The sequence below is a fragment of the Szabonella alba genome, from assembly GCF_016765775.1.
Taxonomy (GTDB): domain Bacteria; phylum Pseudomonadota; class Alphaproteobacteria; order Rhodobacterales; family Rhodobacteraceae; genus Szabonella; species Szabonella alba.
On sequence record NZ_JAESVN010000004.1, the window covers coordinates 1 to 21107 of the forward strand.

General features: G+C 63.4%; 25 protein-coding genes and 1 tRNA gene. 16 read left to right on the plus strand and 10 right to left on the minus strand.

The features are described from left to right. Positions 1-346 precede the first annotated feature (346 nt). From JL811_RS10160 to JL811_RS10170, 3 genes are all read left to right on the plus strand, one after another. On the plus strand, positions 347-1561 hold the full coding sequence (locus JL811_RS10160; protein ID WP_202688533.1) for a hypothetical protein: 1215 nt from the start codon (positions 347-349) through the stop codon (positions 1559-1561). Between the two features lie 189 nt (positions 1562-1750). Next, positions 1751-3418 carry a hypothetical protein gene (locus JL811_RS10165; RefSeq protein ID WP_202688534.1) on the plus strand — a complete coding sequence of 556 codons (1668 nt, stop codon included), beginning with the start codon at positions 1751-1753 and terminating at the stop codon, positions 3416-3418. Positions 3419-3741: 323 nt separating this feature from the next. Then, a complete protein-coding gene (locus JL811_RS10170; protein ID WP_202688535.1) occupies positions 3742-4632 on the plus strand; it encodes an alpha/beta fold hydrolase in 891 nt (296 codons plus the stop codon). Between the two features lie 262 nt (positions 4633-4894). Here JL811_RS10170 and JL811_RS10175 read toward each other — a convergent pair whose 3' ends face one another. Beyond that, complete coding sequence (locus JL811_RS10175; protein ID WP_237684918.1) at positions 4895-5107, minus strand: ribbon-helix-helix protein, CopG family; 213 nt, start codon at positions 5105-5107, stop codon at positions 4895-4897. 76 nt (positions 5108-5183) lie between these two features. Here JL811_RS10175 and JL811_RS10180 point away from each other — a divergent pair, with 76 nt between their 5' ends. From JL811_RS10180 to JL811_RS10190, 3 genes are all read left to right on the plus strand, one after another. After that, on the plus strand, positions 5184-5717 hold the full coding sequence (locus JL811_RS10180; protein WP_202688536.1) for a hypothetical protein: 534 nt from the start codon (positions 5184-5186) through the stop codon (positions 5715-5717). Positions 5718-5840: 123 nt separating this feature from the next. Beyond that, on the plus strand, positions 5841-6404 hold the full coding sequence (locus tag JL811_RS10185) for a PDDEXK-like family protein (protein WP_202688537.1): 564 nt from the start codon (positions 5841-5843) through the stop codon (positions 6402-6404). A 96-nt stretch (positions 6405-6500) separates the two neighbouring features. After that, positions 6501-8657 (plus strand): AAA family ATPase, encoded by a 2157-nt coding sequence (locus JL811_RS10190; RefSeq protein ID WP_202688538.1) that lies wholly within the window; start codon positions 6501-6503, stop codon positions 8655-8657. A gap of 170 nt (positions 8658-8827) precedes the next feature. On the opposite strand, the gene JL811_RS10195 is transcribed toward JL811_RS10190, so the two are convergent. Both JL811_RS10195 and JL811_RS10200 read right to left on the minus strand, forming a co-directional pair. Then, entirely contained in the window at positions 8828-9079 is a 252-nt protein-coding gene (locus JL811_RS10195; protein WP_202688539.1) for a hypothetical protein, read from the minus strand. Positions 9080-9182: 103 nt separating this feature from the next. Continuing rightward, positions 9183-9638, minus strand: a complete 456-nt coding sequence (locus JL811_RS10200) for a hypothetical protein (RefSeq protein ID WP_202688540.1) — start codon at positions 9636-9638, stop codon at positions 9183-9185. Here JL811_RS10200 and JL811_RS10205 point away from each other — a divergent pair. The 6 genes from JL811_RS10205 (at position 9637) to JL811_RS10225 (ending at position 12237) form a co-directional block, all read left to right on the plus strand. Next, positions 9637-10227, plus strand: a complete 591-nt coding sequence (locus JL811_RS10205) for a hypothetical protein (RefSeq protein WP_202688541.1) — start codon at positions 9637-9639, stop codon at positions 10225-10227. The two genes, JL811_RS10200 and JL811_RS10205, sit on opposite strands and share 2 nt — an antisense overlap. Further along, positions 10197-10373, plus strand: a complete 177-nt coding sequence (locus tag JL811_RS10210; RefSeq protein ID WP_202688542.1) for a hypothetical protein — start codon at positions 10197-10199, stop codon at positions 10371-10373. The genes JL811_RS10205 and JL811_RS10210 overlap by 31 nt, the downstream gene beginning before the upstream one ends. After that, positions 10373-10657 carry a hypothetical protein gene (locus tag JL811_RS10215; protein ID WP_202688543.1) on the plus strand — a complete coding sequence of 95 codons (285 nt, stop codon included), beginning with the start codon at positions 10373-10375 and terminating at the stop codon, positions 10655-10657. The genes JL811_RS10210 and JL811_RS10215 overlap by 1 nt, the downstream gene beginning before the upstream one ends. A 23-nt stretch (positions 10658-10680) precedes the next feature. Next, entirely contained in the window at positions 10681-10938 is a 258-nt protein-coding gene (locus JL811_RS19950; RefSeq protein WP_237684919.1) for a hypothetical protein, read from the plus strand. Continuing rightward, entirely contained in the window at positions 10939-11415 is a 477-nt protein-coding gene (locus JL811_RS19955) for a lysozyme (RefSeq protein ID WP_237684920.1), read from the plus strand. A 237-nt stretch (positions 11416-11652) separates the two neighbouring features. Further along, positions 11653-12237, plus strand: coding sequence for an HNH endonuclease (locus tag JL811_RS10225; protein WP_202688544.1), 585 nt, complete (start codon positions 11653-11655; stop codon positions 12235-12237). A 436-nt stretch (positions 12238-12673) separates the two neighbouring features. On the opposite strand, the gene glnA is transcribed toward JL811_RS10225, so the two are convergent. Further along, complete coding sequence (gene glnA, locus JL811_RS10230) at positions 12674-14083, minus strand: type I glutamate--ammonia ligase (protein ID WP_202688545.1); 1410 nt, start codon at positions 14081-14083, stop codon at positions 12674-12676. Positions 14084-14151: 68 nt separating this feature from the next. Further along, positions 14152-14490, minus strand: a complete 339-nt coding sequence (locus tag JL811_RS10235; protein ID WP_202688546.1) for a P-II family nitrogen regulator — start codon at positions 14488-14490, stop codon at positions 14152-14154. Positions 14491-14665: 175 nt separating this feature from the next. Between JL811_RS10235 and JL811_RS20260 the strand changes: the two genes are divergently transcribed. Next, positions 14666-15448: an NAD(P)H-hydrate epimerase gene (locus JL811_RS20260; protein WP_202688547.1), complete on the plus strand. Its 783-nt coding sequence runs from the start codon at positions 14666-14668 to the stop codon at positions 15446-15448. A gap of 140 nt (positions 15449-15588) precedes the next feature. Further along, the gene (locus tag JL811_RS20265; RefSeq protein ID WP_337924745.1) at positions 15589-16305 is read left to right on the plus strand and encodes an ADP-dependent NAD(P)H-hydrate dehydratase; all 717 of its coding nucleotides are present in this window, start codon (positions 15589-15591) and stop codon (positions 16303-16305) included. 79 nt (positions 16306-16384) lie between these two features. On the opposite strand, the gene JL811_RS10250 is transcribed toward JL811_RS20265, so the two are convergent. Both JL811_RS10250 and JL811_RS10255 read right to left on the minus strand, forming a co-directional pair. After that, the gene (locus tag JL811_RS10250; RefSeq protein ID WP_202688548.1) at positions 16385-16963 is read right to left on the minus strand and encodes a Hint domain-containing protein; all 579 of its coding nucleotides are present in this window, start codon (positions 16961-16963) and stop codon (positions 16385-16387) included. A 203-nt stretch (positions 16964-17166) separates the two neighbouring features. Further along, positions 17167-17251: transfer RNA gene (locus JL811_RS10255), tRNA-Leu, on the minus strand. 207 nt (positions 17252-17458) lie between these two features. Here JL811_RS10255 and tig point away from each other — a divergent pair. Then, positions 17459-18793 carry a trigger factor gene (gene tig, locus JL811_RS10260; protein WP_202688549.1) on the plus strand — a complete coding sequence of 445 codons (1335 nt, stop codon included), beginning with the start codon at positions 17459-17461 and terminating at the stop codon, positions 18791-18793. A gap of 178 nt (positions 18794-18971) precedes the next feature. Then, on the plus strand, positions 18972-19598 hold the full coding sequence (locus tag JL811_RS10265; protein ID WP_202688550.1) for an NYN domain-containing protein: 627 nt from the start codon (positions 18972-18974) through the stop codon (positions 19596-19598). A 190-nt stretch (positions 19599-19788) separates the two neighbouring features. On the opposite strand, the gene rplI is transcribed toward JL811_RS10265, so the two are convergent. From rplI to rpsF, 3 genes are read right to left on the minus strand one after another with little or no spacing between them, the layout of a single operon-like run. Then, on the minus strand, positions 19789-20364 hold the full coding sequence (rplI, locus tag JL811_RS10270; RefSeq protein ID WP_202688551.1) for a 50S ribosomal protein L9: 576 nt from the start codon (positions 20362-20364) through the stop codon (positions 19789-19791). A 12-nt stretch (positions 20365-20376) separates the two neighbouring features. Further along, entirely contained in the window at positions 20377-20604 is a 228-nt protein-coding gene (gene rpsR, locus JL811_RS10275; RefSeq protein WP_189410033.1) for a 30S ribosomal protein S18, read from the minus strand. A gap of 26 nt (positions 20605-20630) precedes the next feature. Beyond that, positions 20631-21089: a 30S ribosomal protein S6 gene (gene rpsF / locus JL811_RS10280; protein WP_202688552.1), complete on the minus strand. Its 459-nt coding sequence runs from the start codon at positions 21087-21089 to the stop codon at positions 20631-20633. Positions 21090-21107: the final 18 nt, after the last annotated feature.

Here is a 21107-nt window from a genome sequence, read left to right on the forward strand (position 1 = left end):
CCCGCTGGTCAGTGCAATTCGCACCGCGTCTTTGCGAAATTCATCCGTTCTTCCCGTGCCCATAGTTCGTCTCCTTTGCTGCACATTATGCTATCAAAGGAGCGGCACCAAACCGCGACAGGTCCAGTCCACGCGGTTCTCCCCTCGGTGCGACTCGGTCTCTGGCATTTCTGGTCAGTAGTCCATGCACTTTCAATGCAGGCCATCCGCCAGCCTGGGGTCGAGATTAGTAACGAGACTACCCAGGACCTAAATAGCAGTCACGAACTGATCATTGTGGGTGCTGTCTCTGGGCTGGGACTTGCCGCAGAGGAATCGTCGGGTCCATATTGGAGACGATATCGCAATGTCGCTGTCCGACGTCGACGGGAAACGCCTTGAGGGATGTATGCAGAAGTCAATTAGAGTGGCGCTTAACAAGTTTCCGACCGTGCCGCCTTCACTCCAAAATCCAGCAAATCCGGCAAGTCCCGTACTGGAAATCATGGTCAATCTAGCCGACTTGTATCACTACTATTATCTGCAGAGCTACGACAGGGCCCCGCCGAATCCTGACCCCGCCGAGTTCGAGCACGTTCGCTATCTGGAGCCATGCACCACTTTTCGGTTCCAGCGGAACGGCCTCGGCGCCAACAAGACGAAGAAGCAAAACAACTCGAATGAGCTCGGCGAGGCTTTCTGTCGTTGGTTCCTGGCGGAGCACCTTGAAATCACGCACGTCGCCCGGATCGAAGACGTGCGAAATCACGGCGCGCTTTCTTGGGCGCATGGCGTCACAGTCGAATACAATCCCAGCACCGAAGGAGATGCGCCCGACTATTTCTGCGTGGAGCCGACTGGCCAAGTGTCTCTCGCGGAGGCGAAGGGTACGATCCAGGCAGTCGGTTTCAAGGCTAAGAAATTCGCAACCTGGCGCAATCAGTTCAATCGGGTGCGCGTTCTTGATCGGCTCGGAAACGCGATGAGCGTAAAGGGCTACATCGTAGCGATGCGATGGGCAGTCCACACTCACAGCCGCGCCATCTTCACGACTCTTTCCGCTGAGGACCCACAAACCCCAGGTGAGCGCCCCTTTTTCGATGAAAGCGGGGCGTTCGCGGCCGCAGTGCGCTCCGTCCATTATGCGTCGAGCCTTGCGAAGATCCGCCAGCCCGTCCTCTCGGCCGCGCTCGCGACAGGTACGACGATCGCTGACGATCTGAGCTTCCAGATCATAATATGGGAATGCCTGCTACCGGCGCTGAAGGGACTGCGGTTTGTGGGAGGCTATTTCCCGACCGATCCCGAGGGCGTTCAGCCCTTCAGGTTCCATGCCGGAAAGTTGGTCGCCGTGCCGAACGATCCCTTGAGACTTGATCGGAGCTCAGGCACATTTATCGGCATTGAAGAGAAGACGTTTCGACACCTTGTCGGCACCGCACGAAACGGACCGATGACGATCAACGATCTGCCGCGCCTCGAGCGCCGGATCGCTGGATTCAGTGGCGCAAGCTATCTTCCGGACGGCCATGTACTGGGTTCGATCGATCTGTTCCGCCCGATTGACGCCGATCTGGTCTGATCGACGGCGAGCGTTGGGATTGTTGGCAGGACATAGCTAAACCGGTGCCGCCAGTCTCTTCGCTTAGCTACGTACACAGGCGAACTAGCGGCTAAGGGCATTCGTTTTCATGAATGGCAATCAGATTGTATCGTGGCGTCGCCCTCTCGCAATGGCCAGCCGCGAACTTTACGAGCGAGGATTAGCCCTATGCTTAAGTTTTCCGATCTGAACCCGGAACTGCTCAATCCTGGCAGCGATCAGACGGTGTTCGAGGCGACCATCGACGCGCACGGTACATACACGACGGAGCATTTCGTGCTGCGTTTGAGCCCACGCGCGCACGAGCTGGTCGATGCCATCACCCGGCAGGAAACAGACGGCTATGAAACAGCGGAACTGTATCAGGCCTATTCCACCTATCTGCATGAAACGATCCACTGGTGGCAGCACGTCGGATCGACGGCAGGCTTGATCCTGAGCCTATCATATCCTGCGCAGGTGTACGGCAGCATGCAATTCCTTCGGGATTTTGCACGAGAGGTCGGTGCAGTGAAGCCGGTAAAGGCATGGGCAGATCGCGCACTGATCGATGGCACGCCGACCCTCGATCCAAGGCTTATTGCCGGCAATGTCGCTGTCAACAATGCCCTCGATATCAAGTACTACAAGCAACTCGCCTTGTCTCCCAAGTCGGTGCTCGAACATGAGCGCTCGCCCTTTTTCCTCGGTGTGGGCCACAGCTATCTGAAGGCCTATGGCGACACCATCAGCGCCATTAACGGCTCATGCGACTTCGTTGACGGCCAGTTTCCCGATCCCGAGAGGTGGGATGCGGACACCCGTCGGCTGCATGCCGGACGCAACGAAGGCTTCCCTTATGGTCCGCGGCCGCCCTATGCCGAGATCGGCCTGCACCACATCTTTGAAGGTCAGGCCCGCTTCTGTCAGATCCAGTTTCTGGCATCGGCCGGCGGCCCCGAACTGCTTCAGACTTATCGCGACGATGGCTATTTCTCGCCGCTCTACGGGAATGCCTTCGAGCTGTTTCTCAAGCTGACGGCCAAAGAATGGCCGGAGCGCTATGACGACCCGCTGGTCGGCCTCTTCCTCCTCATCTGCGATCTGGCGATCAACCCCACGCGCGGTTTTCCGCTGGATATTGAGCATTTCGACTACCTCATCAGCGACGTGGATGCCGGGGCTCGGTTCACGCTTCTGTGTCTGGCAGCGGCAGAGGCGCCGGAACTTGCGAAAGGCGTGCAGACCTATTCCGCCCTCGAGTATGATTATATCGCGGGTCGGCTGACCGACCGTTGCGGCTATGATCATCCGCATGCCGCCCTAGAAGCGGTCGTGGGTCTTTTGGGAGATGGTGGTCCAGTCGATGCGCTAATGGAGGAACATCGCACATTTAGCTTTCAGGCCGTGAACACGCCGGTGCGCGTCATGGTCGCGCACTATATCGCCTTCTGCCGCGACAAGCTGAAGCGGCCCGAATTCTTCTGCTGGCCCGGCATGTGGCTGGCCGGGGAGAAGGCAACGCCGGAGGGGAGCGCTCTCTTTGTCGATCATCTGTCCCTCTTTCAGGACCGAGCCGATACTGAGCAGATCTTTCCGCGCGCTATGCCCGGTCGCAGCGATCAGAACACCAAGATGCTCGTGCAGACCTTTTTCACTAGCATGCTCGTATATGATCTTGCGCTGCAATGGACCTTGCAATCGGGACCTTTCCGCTACGACTTCAAATGGCTCACCGGGAAGAGCGAGAATGGCGCACTCATCGCGCTCGCAAAGCGTCAGTTCAGACAATATTACGGGATCGATCCTGATACCTGCGACCTGATCGATCCGCCGGAGATCGGGGCGCAGGCCTAGACCATGATCGCGCGTTTGCGGTGGCGATGAGAGGCTGAGTGCTGTTTCTGCATACTCGCCTGAGACGAACGGCAGTTTCGTACTGCATCGCTACGATACCTCCCCGAGTTTGCTGCAGCACCCGCCGAAGGGCGGCTTTGGAGAATACGGCTATGCAGCATTCTAAGCAGGTGACCGGCGGCTTTAGGCCGAGTGCGCTGGTCAAGGGGCTGCCGCACGCCCGTGCCGTCGCTAGGGGAGGCAGATCGACGCGAGGAGCCTATTGCAGCCATTTGGCCCGCTGGCTTAGTCTTCCAGTTCGCGCAATCCGGAGGAAGCATCGGGTGAAATCGATCAAAGCGGGATACCTCAATATCCACTACCATGAGACCGGGCCGGAATGCGGAGATCCGGTGATCCTGCTGCATGGCTTTCCCTATGACGCCCGCGCTTACGATGCAGTCGCCTCCACCCTCGCCGGGCGTGGGTATCGCTGTCTTGTCCCGTATCTGCGTGGCTTTGGCCCCACCAGTTTTCTTTCTCCCGACACGATGCGCTCAGGCCAGCAGGCCGCCCTCGGGGCCGATCTTCTGGCCTTCATGGATGCGCTCTCCATTGGCACTGCCTTGCTGGGTGGATACGATTGGGGTGGTCGTGCTGCATGCATCGCCGCTGCGCTTTGGCCGGAACGCGTGCGCGGCCTTGTAAGCTGCGGACAGGGCTACAATATCCAAAACATTGCGAATGCCTCCACCCCTGCTCCAGCAGTCGAGGAAGCCCGTTACTGGTATATGTATTACTTCCATACCGAGCGCGGTCGGGCCGGATTGACTCATAACAGGCGTGATATCTGTCGCTACATCTGGTCGCTCTGGTCGCCAAGCTGGCGGTTTGACGATGTGGCATGGGACGCAACGGCCCCCTCCTTCGACAACCCCGACTTCGTGGAGATCGTGCTCCATTCCTATCGCCACCGTTTTGGCGGTATAATCGGTGATTCAGCCTATGACGGTATCGAGGCGTGGCTGGCCTCCCAGCCCAACATAGCCGTCCCTACCATTGTGCTTCAGGGTCGCGATGATGGGGTAGACCCGCCTATAGCAGAAGATCTTGACCGCCCACATTTCACCGGGTTCTATGAGCGCCGGATCATCGACGGAACGGGCCACAATCTGCCGCAAGAAGCGCCTGAGGACTTTGCCGCTGCGATGCTGACTTTGGCAAAGAACCAGTAGGCCATCCGAGCGGCAACGTCAGCAATGTCCCGCATAGCAGACTGTGACCCGACGATCTCGCTGCGCCAAGCACAAACGTCCGGTCTGGGGACGCTGCAAGGCAGCGACAGATAGGAGCCGAGCGGCAACAATGGGCCGATCAGGTCAACTCGGGTGTCAGCCTCTCCCAGTACAGGGAGCAGATAGGCTAGCTCAGGCACCTCGCAACGCCGGCCGGAGCAGGAAACTCCCGCCGACGGCGCTTCAAGACACCCCCGGCACATCAGCCTTCATCATCAATCTTCAGATGCGACACGAGGATCCGCCGGATCATCTCAGGCCGGGAGGGGATGTCCTTCTCCTGCCGTCGCAGGTCGTCAAGGGTCTCGATCATCTGCCGAGGCAAGCGAAGCGTAACCGGCTCTGTATCGGTTTTTGGTCGGCCGACTCGGGGCATGGCAATTTCTCCATTGACATTATGGATTTTCAGTGCCATAATTATCGGACGGAAGCAAGAGCGGCAACTCCCACCTCCGTCCTGACCACCGAAATTCCTGTCGAGAGGAACTCCCATGGCTACCACGACCCTTACCACGCCCCTCTGGGCGATGGAAACTGCGTCTTTCGACGCCCGTTTCACCCCCGCAAGCGCGATCCCCCCTCTTTTCCAGCAGTTGGTCGAAAGGCTGGCGGATCTCCTGCGCGCCGAGCGGGCGCTGGTCGATGAATGGACCTATTTCCCGGCGGTCAACATCGATCCCGACGAGATCACCCATGCCTTCGCCGCCACCGATGCCGCTGCCCAGATGGTGCTCAGCACCCCGCCGGCCTCGCCGGGGGACAGGGCGTTGCAGATCGGCGCGCTTCTCGTGCGCCTGGCGATCGGGATGGAGGATGCGGTGGATCGCGCCGGCGTGCATCAGATGATCGGCGAGGCCCGGGCGCGGCTCTTGCTGGAGCCGGGCCATCCTGAAGCGGGTCCGGTCAATCGGCTGCTGTCCATCGCGTTTGCCCGGCTGGACTCGCTGGCAACGCTGGAGGCCGAGGTGGCGGAGCTCCCCGACGAGGCGGAGACCGCCGGCGACGCGCTGGCCGCCTATCTCTGAGCCCCGTTCTCAACCCTTTTTCCTGATCCGGAGCGACCCCGGGCGCGCGCCATGCGTCCGGGCCGCGACGCCGCGCGCGTCCTCACCCCCGCGCCCCGGATCCATCCATCTGAAGGATGCCCAATGACGTCTCAGCCCCTTCTTTCCGGCCTGCGCCTGCCGCCCGTCGACCTTCCGGCGCCCGCCGCGCATGACCTGCGGCACTGGCCCAACCTCACTTCCGCAGCTGTCTGTCATCACGCAAAGCAGCTCGGCGCCGCGGGCGAGGCGCTCTTCGATGCCCAGACGCTCTGCTTCGGTGAACTTTCCCTTGCCGTGGGCGAGTTCTTTCCTTTCGACCGCCTCATTCTGCGCGCGCCGCGGCCGCTACGGGTGCAGGTCAAGACCGTCACCTTGCCATCGCCCCGGGGGTATTCTGTCGAGCCGCGCAAGGGCTACCGCGGAAGCCCCCAAGGTATGCGGCGTTACGAAGACGATGATTTCGACCTCCTCGCCATCGTCATCCTGCGCGAGTCTGTCATTGCCTATACCGCCGACATGGCCCCGCGGCATCATGTGCCCCTGTCCGCCATCACCCACCTGCGGCGCGATCCGCGGGCGAGTTTCGACGCCGCCCTCGCGGCAATCGAAGAGGCCGCTCTCGGCAGCACGCTCCCGGCAGCGCCATCGATATCGGCTGAGGCCTGACCCCGGCACGCCTGCTCTTTGCAGAACTCCTCCCAGCCCCGGCGCCGGGCCTTCCGGCGCCGAACGCCCCCAATTTCGCTCCGCGAGGCCCCCGACATGACCCATTCCAGTCTCCCTGCGCAGTTTTCTGCGCCCTCCCTCCCTGACCCCAAATCCGTCCCGGGCTTCAGCCTGGCCCAGCACTGGCTCGACCGGCACCGGCCCGACACCGCCGCGCTCCTGGCCGCGGCCGGCGGCCCGCCCCCCGACGAGGACGAGCCCCAGGATGCGCTGGCCGAGGCCGCCGCCGCGGAAACCCTGCGCTGGCCGCGCATCGGCGCGCTACCGTCGCAGGCGCTCCTGATCCTGACCCTTGCCGCCGCCATTGAGCGCCAGGGCGGCGCGAAACCGGGGGCGCCGGCACAACTGGCGCTGATCCATGGTTGGTGCGGGGCCGAGCTTGCCGCGGCGCAAGGGCTCTGGGACCGTCTGGAGATCCTCAGGGCGCTGTTTCACAGCGAGAGCGAAGCGCCCCTGCGCCAGACCGGCTCACCCGCGGGCGCCTTGGCCGATCAGCGTCGCAAGCTCTGCAAGCAGATTGAGGACAGCCTGATGACGGGCCGCGGCGTGGTGGCGATCAACCTCACGCCGGCAGATCTACCGTCCGCCCTGCAGCCTCTCTGCACGCACGAGCTGCGCCTGCCGCGGCCGGACCGGAGCCGGGTTGCGGCGCTGATGAGGCTGCTCTTCCCGCAAGCGCGGGACCTTGCGGGCGTGCTTGCTCAGCTCCCGGGCGAGGAGGCGCTCGCCCGCCTGATGCCGCTCGAACTCGTTACCGCACTGCATGCCGCCACCCCGGGTGCGGCGCTCGACATCCTGCGCCGGCGGGCCATGCCAGCACCCGTCACCGCCGGGCAGGTTGCCGGGCTGGAAACCGTGGCCGGGCAGCCGCAGGCCGTCGCGGCCTTCCGCCAGCTGGCCGCCGATATGAGCGCCTGGCGCGACGGCAAACTGGCCTGGTCGGCAGTGCCGCGCAGCTTGATCCTGCACGGCCCGCCGGGCACCGGAAAGACCCTGCTCGCCGGAGCCTTTGCCGCGGAAGCCGGGCTGCCGCTGATCGCCACCGGCTTCAGCGAGTGCCAGAAGGCCGGGCATCTCGGCGACATGCTGGCCGCTCTCGAAGCCGCGGTGGCCGAGGCGATCAGCCGGGCGCCCGCAATTTTCTTCCTCGACGAACTCGACGGCTTCAGCTCGCGGGAAGCCGGCGCGGGATCGCGCAATGGCACCTACATGCGCGCGGTGATCACCGGCTTGTTGCGGCAGCTTGACCGGCTGATGTCCACGCCTGGAGTCGTCCTGATTGGTGCCACGAATGACCTGCGCGCCATCGACGGGGCGATCCGCCGCCCGGGCCGCTTCGACCGGCTTCTGCGCCTCAACGCGCCCAACCGGGCGGGGATCGCGCAGATCCTGCGGCACCATCTCGACGCGGCGGAACCGGGGCAGGATCCGGTCCTCGATGAGGCCATTGCCGAGGCCGCCGGCCGACTGGTCGGCACCAGCGGCGCCGCGGCGGCAGCCCTGGCCCGCGCGGCGCTCGCCCGGGCGCGGGGCGACGCTCTGCCCCTCGCCGCCGCCCTCGCCGCCGAAGCCGAGGCCCGCCATCAGGCGCTGACCCTTGCCGAACAGCGCCGGGTGGCGCTGCACGAAGCCGGGCATGTGCTGGTCGGCGTCCTAGGGGGCATGCCGGACCCGGTAGCCATGCGGCTCACGCCCTCCTGCGGGCAGGTGGAATGGCGCCCGCGGGCCATGCACACCCGCGAGAGCGCGCTGGCCGAACTGCGCATGAACCTCGGTGGACGCGCGGCGGAAGAAGTGCTGTGCGGAACCATCTCCACCGGCGCCGGGGCCGGCCCCAGCTCAGACCTCGCGCATTCGACGCGGCTCGTCCTGGCGATGGAGCTCGAATGGGGCTTTGGCGACGGCGGCCTCCTCTGGCACCCGGGCCTGCCAACCGGCCTGCAGGCGCCGAATTGGCTCCGCGCGAAGCTTGACCACCTGCTGACCACCGCCGCCGCCGAAGCCCGCGCGCTGGTGGCCACGCATCGCGGGACCGTGGAGGCGCTGGCCGAGGCGCTGATCGTCGAGCGCGAGATCGAGGGCGAGGCGCTGAGCGCCTGGGTCACCCGTATTCGTGACCTTGGTCAGCAAAGAGAAGACCGGGACTATTGCACCGAGGATGTCGGGGACGTCCTCACCCTCAAGCCCAAGTAGAGACGCTCACAATTGCCGGCCGCGTTCTCCGCAGCTTTCAGCTTGCAAGCCGCGCCGGCGATGCTACCGTTGTGACACCCGCACAAAAGACTGAAACAATCGGATTTCCGCCGCGAAAATTCTTGTTGAAAAACAACGGCCTGAAAGCTCGGCGCTCGGAGCCTCGCTCCCTACCGCCGGAGCCATAAGATCCTGAAACCATTAGGTTTCTTTAGTATCCCTTGGCATACCGTCCGCGCGTCCACCGCGGACGCGGGCTTTTTGCTGCACAGGCCCTGCCGCCTTGTCTGGCGTTGTGCCATCAGGGCCTGTTGCGGGGTCATTTCGCGGCCGCTGATCGTGTGACTGGCCCGGGCGGGCATCACGCGGGCGGAGAGCGGGCGCAGCAGATCGGCCAGCGGGGGCAGCGGCTTGTCGGTCATGCCTGCCCCCTGCATGGATCGCACAGGCGGTTGTGCCGCCCTGCGGACAGGAAGCGCGCGCCGCAGCAGAGGCAGGGCCGTGGACCGCGCCGGGTGCGTGCTGTCAGCGGATCCAGGCGGGACGCAAGCCAAGCCTCGGCCGCGTGGCGATCGGGGAATATCGGATCCTCGATGTCGTGCGGCAGGCCGACGATCTGCATGTTGCCATTGGATAGGCGCGGCCCACGCGTTCCTCGATCAGGAGCGGGCTGTCATCGCCGCGCGGGGCCTTGGCGCTGCCGGTTTCGGCCAGGGCGGCGCGCAGGGCCGGGATGATTTCGGCATGGAGCGGCAGCAGGCCTGCGGTCTGGCGCTGGCCGGCATAAAGCGCCAGCAGGATCGCCAGCGCCATCAAGGGCAGGCCTGCATCGCGCGCCGCCTGCAGCATGGCGTTGATTTCATCCCATGTCGCCACGCGGTCGCGCGGGTGCGGGGACTGGACGCCCAGCCGCAGGCAGGGGTTGGAATTGTTCAGCCGCCAGCCGAGTTTTTCCGCCCGTTCAAACAGGATCGACATCATGCGGATCACCATCAATGCCCGGATGCCCGAGCGGCGGCATCCGCTGGACGGGGTGATCAGGCCGAGGGTGACCGGATGTGATCCGGACCGGGACCGGCAAACGATGATCCGCGATGAGGTGACGGGCGATTTCGTCATCATCGTGGTCCCACCCGATCTGAAACCCGAACCCACCCCCGAACCCGAATTACCCTCCGAAGCAGACGCCCCCGAAAAGGGTGCGGAGGGTCAAAGTTGGCAGCCCGGCCCGGTCGATCCCCTCCCCGGCGATGATCCTGTGCAGGACGATGCCGGGGAGGGTGACATTGTTCTGATCGAGCCTTTGGCCGAGGCCGCGCCGGATGCTGCCGGCGCGAATGGCGATGCTTCCGCCCAGCCGGCCGAGGCCCCCGCCGGGGCGTCCGAGGCGCGCCCCGGCGGGGAGCCGGATGCCGAGGCGCCCGCCAAGTCCGCGCGCTGGACGGATGAGGAAGATACCCGCGCGGTGGTGCTGGTCACCAATGGGGTGATGAATGGCCAGACCAAGGCGGCGGCCATTCCTATGCCGGCGATCTGGATTTGTTCGCCACCGATTTCGGCTTTTCCCTGACGGCCTTCGATCCCGAGGAAAAGAACTGGAATGTGATTGGCGCGCCGTTCCGATCCGCGCTGAACGCCCTGCTGATGGTCGCAAACTACCCGAATTTCTGGGCGCATGCTTGGGATCTGTATGACGCAAGGATAGGAGTGGCCTGATGCCAGTGCCGGAAGTCGATAATCGCATCAGCTTTGGCAATGTGATCGTGATCGCCACGATCCTCTTCAGTGGCGGTATCGCCTGGGCGACCATGGGCGTGACCGGCCGGCAGAATGCCGAGGACCTGCGCAAATCGATCGGGGTGAGTGAGCAGCACGAGGCGCGGATCCACGCGCTGGAGATGCGCGAGGCCGCGCAGATCGCCCGGATCGAGACGCAGCTTTTGCAGATCAACCGCACGCTGGACGGGCTGGCGCGCAGATTGGAAGGAGGCAGGGGATGAACTTGATACCGGAATGAAAGACGGTGCTGCTGCGCGCGCATAGCAGTTGGGCGTTTTTCCTGTCGCTCGGGCTGCTGTTGGCGCCCGATCTGATTTACTGGCTGTGGCTGGTGGACACAAACCCCCGCTTGTGGTGGGTGGCGGGCGTGGCGGCGCTGGTCTACGGATTGATCGGTCGCATCATCAATCAGGGCATCTCCCGCGACCGGACACATAGCCCCTGGGCGGTTGCATTGCTGGCAGTGCTGGCGGTCGGCTGGGGTGCCGCGCAGGACGTCTGATTGCCACCACCGCAGCAGCAGGTGCAGGCCTCGCATGATCCTGCGGCCGCAACCATGCAGATCGCCGTGCCGCTGGTCGCGAAATGGGAAGGGCTTGAGCTGTTGGCCTATCGCGACCCGGTCGGGATCTGGACGGTCTGCTATGGCGAGACGCGCAATGTGAAGCCGGGAGACCGCCATACCGAGGCGGAATGCAGGATCATGCTGGCACGGCGGCTGCTGGAATTTCACGCGGCGCTGCATCGCTATTTCACGGCTGAAACCAGAACCGCCCGCCTGCCGCCGACGCGTGACGCTGCCTATGTCAGCTTTGCCTATAACGTCGGCGTGTCTGGCGCGGGAAGATCGACCGCTGTTCGACGGTTGAACGCTGGCGATATCCGTGGCGGATGCGAGGCTCTTGGCTGGTGGAATAAAGCAGGCGGCAGAGTGTTGCGCGGGCTGGTCAATCGCCCGGGTCGCATTGTTGCCCCATGAACAGGTCGCCGTCGGCCTTCGCGCGGGCCGCGTCTATCCGCGTCTATCCGCGCGGCGGACCTTCAGTTGCGGCATGCGTCATCCTTTTGTCACCAGCCATTGGTAGCGACAGTCAGCATCTCCATAGATCGGGGGGCTTGCCAGATGGAGAACGCGATATATAGTCGGGGCAATCGGGGCGGGACTCCCCGCCGCGCTGCCGCATCGGCCAACGGGGTGGAACGGGAGTCTCTGATCATGGATGGCGATTTCAGGACAAGTTTCGTGCGGGATCCGGGCGCGCTGAAGCAGTTTCCTGCGCTTGTGCTGAACGCCGATTATCGCCCGCTATCCTATTACCCGCTCAGTCTCTGGCCCTGGCAGGAGGCGGTGAAGGCCGCCTATCTGGACCGGGTGACGATCGTGGCGGAATATGACCAGATCGTCCGAAGCCAGAGGTCCGGGATCCGCATCCCTTCGGTTGTGGTGCTGAAAGACTTCGTAAAACCCCAGAAGCGCGTGGCCTTCACGCGCTTCAATCTTTTTCTGCGGGACGAATTCTGCTGCCAGTATTGCGGATCCCGCGGGGATCTGACCTTTGACCATGTGGTGCCGCGCGCCCGGGGCGGGATCACCAGCTGGGAAAACGTCGTTGCGGCCTGTTCCCCCTGCAATTTGCGCAAAGGGTCACGCTCCTTGCGGCAATCAGGCCTGCATCTGGCCCGGACCCCGCGTGCGCCGACTGCCGTGGAAATGCAGTCGCATGGCCGCCGCTTTCCACCGAATTATCTGCATGAAAGCTGGACGGACTACCTGTATTGGGACGCCGAACTGGAGGCCTGACCGCCAAAGCTGTCCCCCTGTCTTGTGAGACGATGCCGGGCTATGGGCTGGGACTGGCCATCGAGGCCAACCGCGCTGCGGCCCATCAGGGTGCGCTGGAGCTTGGACCGGTGCCTGCGGGCGGGTTCTGCCCCTGGTGCGCCTGCCCACGCGCGCATGCGGTCAGTCCCGGCCTGCGGTCCCCGGGACCCCAAGTCTTTCCACCGCAAGCTGAACGGACCCGACCAGCACGGTCCTGATCAGCATGGGCCTGATCAGCACGGGCCTGATCAGCACACGGGCCCGGGCCGCACAGGACCGCCCTGCCCCGGCATCCCCGGACGGCTTTCACCGCAGGCAGTCTTGGGCCTGCGGGGGCTTGCGGGCGGTTCAGTCCTGAAAAATGAATGAACCCGGCCTGAAAGGCCGGGTCCGGGCAGATCGGATCAACCTTCGATCAGCAGGAGTAATACATCTGGTATTCAACCGGATGCGGCGTGTGTTCATAGGCGTAAACCTCTTCCCACTTCAGCGCCATGTAGCCTTCAAGCTGGTCCTTGGTGAAGACGTCGCCTGCCAGCAGATAGTCGTGATCGGCCTCCATTGCCTCCAGCGCCTCGCGCAGCGAACCACAGACGGTCGGGATCGCGGCCAGTTCCTCGGGCGGCAGATCGTAAAGATCCTTGTCCGAGGCAGGACCCGGGTCGATCTTGTTCTTGATGCCGTCCAGACCGGCCATCAGCAGCGCCGCGAAGGCCAGATAGGGGTTGGCCGCCGGATCGGGGAAACGGGCCTCGACGCGCTTGGCCTTCGGGCTTTCGGTCCACGGGATCCGGACACAGCCCGAGCGGTTGCGCGCGGAATAGGCGCGCAGAACCGGAGCCTCGAAGCCCGGGATCAGACGCTTGTAGCTGTTGGTCGCGGGGTTCGTCAGCGCGTTCAGCGATTTCGCATGTTTCAGGATGCCGCCGATGAAATAGAGCGCCTCTTGCGACAGATCCGCATATTTGTCGCCTGCGAAGAGCGGCTTGCCGTCCTTCCAGATCGACATGTTCACATGCATCCCCGACCCGTTATCGCCCTTCATGGGCTTGGGCATGAAGGTGACGGTCTTGCCATAGGCATGCGCCACATTGTGGATGACATATTTGTATTTCTGGATGTTGTCGGCCTGTTCGACCAGACCGCCAAAGATCATGCCCAGTTCGTGCTGGCAGGTCGCGACCTCATGGTGGTGCTTGTCGACCTTGATGCCCATGCGCTTCATGGTGGACAGCATTTCACCGCGAATGTCCTGCGCCTCATCCACCGGATTGACGGGGAAATAGCCGCCCTTGTGACCGGCGCGATGCGCAAGGTTGCCGGATTCGAATTCGGCATCCGTGTTCCAGGCCGCCGCTTCGGCGTCAATCTGATAGGACACTTTGGCCGGCGTCACCGAATAGCGCACATCGTCAAACAGGAAGAATTCGGCTTCGGGGCCGAAATAGGCCGTATCGCCGATGCCTGAGGCTTTCAGATAGGCCTCGGCCTTGCCGGCCGTGCCGCGCGGGTCACGGCTATAGGCCTCACCGGTGTCGGGCTCAACCACGTTGCAATGCACGCAAAGCGTCTTTTCGGCATAGAACGGGTCGATATAGACCGAACCCGCATCGGGGATCAGCTTCATGTCGGACTGGTCGATGGATTTCCATCCGGCGATGGAAGACCCGTCAAACATGAATCCTTCCTCGAAGAAGTCTTCATCGACCAGATCGGCCACCAGCGTCACATGCTGAAGCTTGCCTTTCGGGTCGGTGAAGCGGATGTCGACGTATTCGACCTCCTCATCCTTCATCAGTTTAAGGGCGTCCTTGACCTTGCTCATGAAGCGTCATTCCTTCTGCTGCTGTGGCTTGCGGTCCGGTCGCGCGGGTCACGCGCGGGGACCGGTTCTCAGATCGCGTCCTCGCCGGTCTCACCGGTGCGGATGCGAATGGCTTGTTCGACGGGCGAGACGAAGATCTTGCCGTCCCCGATCTTGTCGGTGCGCGCGGCCGAGATGATGGCTTCGATTGCAGCCTCGACCATATCGTCGGACAGCACGACCTCGATCTTCACCTTGGGCAGGAAATCCACGACATATTCCGCGCCGCGATAGAGTTCGGTATGGCCTTTCTGGCGGCCGAACCCCTTGACCTCGGTGACCGAAAGACCTTGAATTCCGGCCTCCTGAAGCGCCTCCTTCACCTCGTCGAGCTTGAAGGGCTTGATGATCGCTTCAATCTTCTTCATGGGCCGAGTCTCCCCCGTCTTCACCGTTCCTTTGGCCAGTGACCATTTCCGGCGCGCGGGAACAATCGGTTAGGGTGGGCGGCAGGGCTGCAGTCAGGGGGATTCGGCATGTATGCCTATTTTTTAGGCATAATGTCCTCTGAATGTGCAGATGGAGAACGGTATGGGCGCGAAAATGCAGCAAGTGATCTCATCTGCCCAAATGCGCGCCATTGAGCACGCCGCAATCACCAGCGGGCAGTTGACCGGGCTGGCATTGATGGAACGCGCGGCTCAGGGCGCGGTCGCGGCGATGCTGGCGGAATGGCCAGAGCTTGACGTAACGCGGGAGCCTGTGACGGATCCGGGCGGGGGCGCTGCCCCCGCACCCCCGAGGTATTTCGGCCAAGATGAAGGAACACCGCAGGCATTGGTGCTTTGCGGGCCCGGCAATAATGGCGGCGACGGGTTTGCCATGGCGCGGATCCTGCAGGGTCTGGGCTGGAGCGTGCGGGTAATGTTTTTCGGCACCGAGGCAAGCCTGCCCGCCGATGCGCGAAACATGTGGCGCCAGTGGCGGGCAATCGGGGCAGTGCCGGACTGGACGACCGGGACCGCGGCCCGGATTGCCGCCCATCTGTCCCCCGGCCGGCCGCTGGTCGTGGTCGATGCACTGTTCGGGATCGGACTGTCGCGGCCTTTGGGGGCCGAGGTGACCGGGGTCTGGCGGGCCTTCTGCAAGGCCGCCGCCCCGTTGATGGCACCGGGCGCGCGCTATCTTTGTGCGGTCGATACGCCTTCGGGCCGTTCGGACAATTGCCCCGAGGCACCAAGGCTGGACTGGTTCGACGACCCCGCCCTGCCCCGGCTGACCGTCACCTTTCACGCCGCCAAAACCGCGCATCGCGCGATGATCGCGGCGGCCGAGCGGTTGCGCGTGGTCGATATCGGGCTGGATGGCTGGCAGGGGGACGCGTGATGAACGGGCGCGCAGCGAGGGAGATCACCCCGGGGCCTCGGCTGCTGGAAACCCTGCGCAAGGCGGCGGATGCCCATTAAGACCGGCATGGGCATCTTCTGGTTCTGGCAGGCGACAGCGGCGCGGGCGGCGCGGCGCGACTGGCCGCGCGGGGCGCCTTGCGGATTGGTGCGGGTCTGGTGACGCTGGCCCCGCCGCCCGAGGCGCTGGCCGAGAATGCGGCGCGGCTGGATGCCATCATGCTGCGCGCCCTGCCCGATGCGACGGCACTGGCCGACCTGCTGCAGGATACGCGGTTCACGGCACTTTGCCTTGGGCCGGGCCTTGGGCTGCAGCGCGCGCAGGCCCTTGTGCCGCTCGCCTGCCGGTCGGGGCGCGCCGTGGTGCTGGATGCAGATGCGTTCTCGGCCTATGGCGGTGCGCCCGCCGCGCTGACGGATCTGTGCCATGCGCGTTGCGTCCTGACCCCGCATGACGGCGAATTCGCGCGGATCTTTCCCGATCTGGCGGCGGCCCCGGCGGTCGCCCGTGAGGATAGGGTGCGCGAGGCCGCGCGGCGCAGCGGTGCGGTGGTTCTGCTGAAAGGTCCCGACAGCCTGATCGCCTGCCCTGCGGGCCGTCTTGCCGTGAATCGCGCCACTGGTGCCAAGGCCGCGCCCTGGCTGGCGACAGCCGGATCGGGCGATGTGCTGGCGGGGTTCATCGCCGGGTTGCTGGCCCGGGGGGCCGATCCGTTCGACGCGGCCTGCAGCGGGGCATGGCTTCATGCCGAGGCTGCGCGCCGCTTTGGCCCCGGGCTGATTGCCGAGGATCTGCCCGACGAACTGCCGGGACTGTTTCGCACATTGGGGGTCTGATGCTGGAGGTCTGAGCGGGATGATCAGAATAAAGCGGACCGGACGGCCCGCTTGTTTCTGTCAAGTGATGGGCGGATGCTCAGCCCTCAACCGAGGCGAGTTCCAACCCGCCTGCATAGAGAACGACCGGACCGTCGAATTCCAGACGGAAGATGCGCTGCCCGACCACGGTCACCGGGCGGATGTATTCCCCGTCAATCAGCGCGCCGACGGGAATCACCGCCTGTGGCTGACCTTTCAGCGCCTGCGCGCGCCAGTCACGGACCAGAACCGGCTGCTCGGGCGACAGGTACAAATCCTCCTCGGGCTGGTCGACGCCAAGGGCCGAGGCGCTGACGCGGATCATCTCGGCCCGAAGGATCACTTCGCTTTGAACCGCGCGCAGCGCCCTTGTGCCGGCGCGGGTAATGACCCGGTCGCCTGCAACCAGATCACCAACCGGCACCGTGCCGCGCAATGTCAGCACTGTCATCCCCGCAAGCAGCCCACCGGTGCTGGTGACGGGCAGCACCCGTTCGGCCGCATCCGGCGCCAGCAGAACTGCGGGATCAAACCGCCGCCCCCCTTCCGGAAGACCGTCCGCTAGACCGCTGGTCAGACCACCGCTGGCCTGAAACCCGTCGGACTGTTTGAATTCTGTGCTGAAAGCCGGACCCATCGGAAACCCTTTCGCTGTCTCAAGAGCAGCCTTCCGCTGAATTGTGGCAGGATTACGGTCGGCTCCAGTCGAATTTGCGACCAGTGCGGGAAAAAGTCTACTGAATTCACGCATAGGGCGAGTTAAAACTGCCTGGCGGTCCTGCCCCGTGACCCCGGAAACGGCCATCAGGCTCGTTTATACGGGGGGTTACGGACCGGCTCTGGTGCGGGCGAAGGGACTCGAACCCCCAAACCTTGCGGCGGCAGGACCTAAACCTGCTGTGTCTACCAATTCCACCACGCCCGCACCCTGCCCGGATATCCTGTGGCGCGGCCCGGGTCAACGCGGCTGCAGCCCTGTCACGCACCGCTTTCGTTTTCCCTTTCATCCCCTTTGTTTCTTGGTTAGAAGCCAGCCCCAGAGATTGCGGGCCGGACTGCATGCTCCGGCGTCGCGAGGCCCGGGGGAGGCAGAACTTTCCCCGGCGGCGAGGACAAGGAAAAGGACGGATACATGCAGGTCAACGAGACCCTGAACGAAGGTCTGAAGCGCGGCTATACCATCACGGTGACCGCGGCCGAACTTGATGCGAAAGTGCAGGAAAAGCTGGTCGAGGCGCAACCCGAGATCGAGATGAAGGGCTTTCGCAAAGGCAAGGTCCCGATGGCGATGCTGCGCAAGCAGTTCGGTCCGCGCCTGATGGGCGATGCGATGCAGGAAGCCATCGACGGCGCCATGAAGTCGCATTTCGACGCTTCCGGCGACCGTCCGGCCATGCAGCCCGACGTCAAGATGGTCGGGGGCGAGAACTGGCAGGAAGGTCAGGATGTCGTTGTCGAGATGTCCTATGAAGCGCTGCCCGAGATCCCCGAGATCGACGCAAGCGCCGTCACGCTGGACCGTCTGGTCGTGAAGGCCGATGAGGCTGCGGTGGATGAGGCGCTGAAGAACCTTGCCGAAAGCGCGCAGAATTTCGAGGACCGCAAGAAGGGCACCAAGGCCAAGGATGGCGATCAGGTCGTGATCGACTTCAAGGGTTCGGTCGATGGTGACTATTTCGAAGGCGGCACTGCCGAGGATTATCCGCTGGTGCTGGGATCGAATTCCTTCATTCCGGGCTTTGAGGAACAACTTGTCGGCGCCAAGGCTGGTGAGGAAAAGAAGGTCGAAGTGACCTTCCCCGAATCCTATGGCGCGGCGCATCTGGCCGGCAAGTCGGCGGTGTTCGAATGCACGGTCAAGGCCGTCAAGGAACCGAAACCCGCCGAACTGAACGATGAACTGGCCAAGAAATACGGGGCCGAGGATCTGGCCGCGTTGAAAGGCCAGATCGCCGAGCGTCTGGAAGCCGAATATCAGGGCGCCGCACGGGCCGTGATGAAACGCGCGCTCTTGGATCAACTGGACGGTATGGTGAAATTCGACCTGCCGCCCTCGCTGGTCGAGGCCGAAGCCGGGCAGATCGCGCATCAGCTCTGGCATGAGGAAAACCCCGAGGTCGAGGGCCATAACCACGACGCCATCGAGCCGACCGAGGAACACAAGACCCTGGCCGAGCGTCGCGTCCGTCTGGGCCTTCTGCTGGCCGAAGTGGGCCGCAAGGCCGATGTGACGGTAACCGATCAGGAAATGACCCAGGCCGTGCTGACGCAGGCCCGTCAATATCCGGGTCAGGAGCGCCAGTTCTTCGAATTCGTGCAGAAGAATCCGCAGATGCAACAGCAACTGCGGGCGCCGATCTTCGAAGACAAGGTTGTCGATTTCATCGTTGCGGGCGCCAAGGTGACCGACAAGGAAATTGACAAGGACGAACTTCAGAAGGCCATCGAGGCGCTGGACGAAATCTGATCAGAAACTCCCTGACGGGGCCGAAACGGGGGCCGCGCCTTGCAAGGCGCGGCCCCTTGCATTTTCTGCAGACTGCGTTTCGGGTCGTGCACAACAAGGGCGTTTCGCCATTCTTCCGCCCGGATCGCACCCTATGCTTTCGGCATTTCGCGATCGCAGCTGCCCTGCCGGAGGACCGATGTCCACCCCCCTTTCCCTGACAGTGACCTGCCTCGCGGGCCTCTTTGCCACGATGATCCTGCCCGGATTACAGGATTATGCCCTGATTGCCGCTTCGGCCCTGTCCGCCGCGCTCTGGCTGTTGGTCACGGATTTCCGGCGCAGACCTGCCAGAAACCGCCGCGAACACCGCACCCGGCCGCCTGTCGTCGTGGATGGTTCCAATGTCCTGCATTGGCGGGATGGAACACCCCAGTTGGACAGCTTGAAAACCGTACTGCGGGAACTTGAACTGAGCGGCTATCAGCCCGGTGTCGTTTTTGATGCAAATGCCGGATATCAGATCGCCGGGCGCTATCTGCATGACGGCGCGCTGGGACGGAAACTGGGATTGCCGAAGGACAGGGTGATGGTGGTGGACAAGGGAATGCCTGCCGATCCGGTCATTCTGCGCGCCGCGCGGGACATGAATGCAATCATCGTGACGAATGACCGCTATCGCGACTGGGCGGCGGACTGGCCCGAAGTGCGCCAGCCTGAACGCTTCATCCGGGGCCGGTTCTCGGAGGACGGCAAGGCATTGCACCTGCATTTGCCCGAACAGAGGCCAAACCAGATGCAAGGGCAACCGCAGTTGGCCGGATGATCCCTATGCACCTGGCCCGCCCCTTTCTTCTTTTCCCAAATATCCTTAGGGTCGAATATCCTTAGCGAGCGGTCCCCCCTGCCTGTCCGTTCCATCCCTGCCCATCAGGATCCGTCCCGCCGTTACCGGCATGAAAAAACGCGCGGAGTTTCCTCCGCGCGTTTCAATTTCCGGCCATTGGCCCCGAAGATCAGAGGTCTTCGCCATCCTGGGCTGCGCCCATTTCGTCGAAAAGCTCGGAGATTTCGAATTCGGCCTCGGCTTCGGCTTCGGCGGCAAGCTCCTGAATGGACTTGCCCGAGGCCTGCAATTCGGCCTCTTCGTTCGAGCGCGCCACGTTCAGCGTGATCTTCACGCTGACCTCGGGGTGCAGAACGACCGTCACCACATGCAGACCAAGATCCTTGATCGGCTTGTCCAGCACGATCTGACCCCGGTTGACGGTGAATCCGGCCTCGGTTGCCACATCGGCCGCGTCCCGCGTGGTGACCGAGCCATAAAGTGCGCCCGAATCCGAAGCGGAGCGGATGATGACAAAGCTTTGCCCGTCAAGCTTGGCACCCACGGTTTCGGCTTCCTTGCGGGTCTCGAGGTTTTCGGCCTCAAGATGCGCCTTGCGCGACTCGAACGACTTGATGTTCGTGTCATTGGCGCGCAGCGCCTTGCCCTGCGGCAGCAGGAAGTTGCGCGCATAGCCGTCCTTGACGTTGACGACTTCGCCCATCTGGCCCAGCTTGGCCACGCGCTGAAGAAGGATCACTTGCATGTCATGTGCTCCTTATTTCACGGCATAGGGCAACAGCGCGAGAAAGCGGGCGCGTTTGATCGCGGTCGCCAGTTCACGCTGCTTTTTCGCCGAAACGGCGGTGATACGCGAGGGAACGATCTTGCCGCGCTCAGAGATGTAGCGCTGCAGAAGACGCGTGTCCTTGTAGTCGATTGCCGGTGCATTGTCGCCCGAGAAGGGGCAGACCTTGCGGCGGCGGAAAAACGGTTTGGTCGCCATGATATTCGGTCCTTTCCTGTCTCAGATCAACGCCGACGGTCGCCGCCGCGGTCACCACCACGGTCGCCGCCCCGGTCACCGCGGTCACCACCACGATCGCCCCGGTCACCACGATCGCCCCGGTCACCACCACGATCACCCCGGTCGCCACGCTCACGGTCGTCGCGCTTTTGCATCTGCACCGACGGGCCTTCGCCATGGGCATCGACCTTGATGGTCAGGACGCGCATCACATCGTCATGCAGGCGCATCAGGCGTTCCATTTCCTGAACGGCAGCGGCGGGCGCATCCGTTTTCAGAAAGGCATAATGGCCCTTGCGGTTCTTGTTGATCTTGTAGGCCATCGTCTTGACGCCCCAGTACTCGTGCTCGACGACCTTGCCGCCGTTATCCCCGAGAACCGTGGAGAAATGTTCGATCAGCCCTTCGGCCTGCGTGTTGGACAAGTCCTGACGCGCAATCATGACATGCTCGTAAAGCGGCATGTGAACTCCGTATCCGGG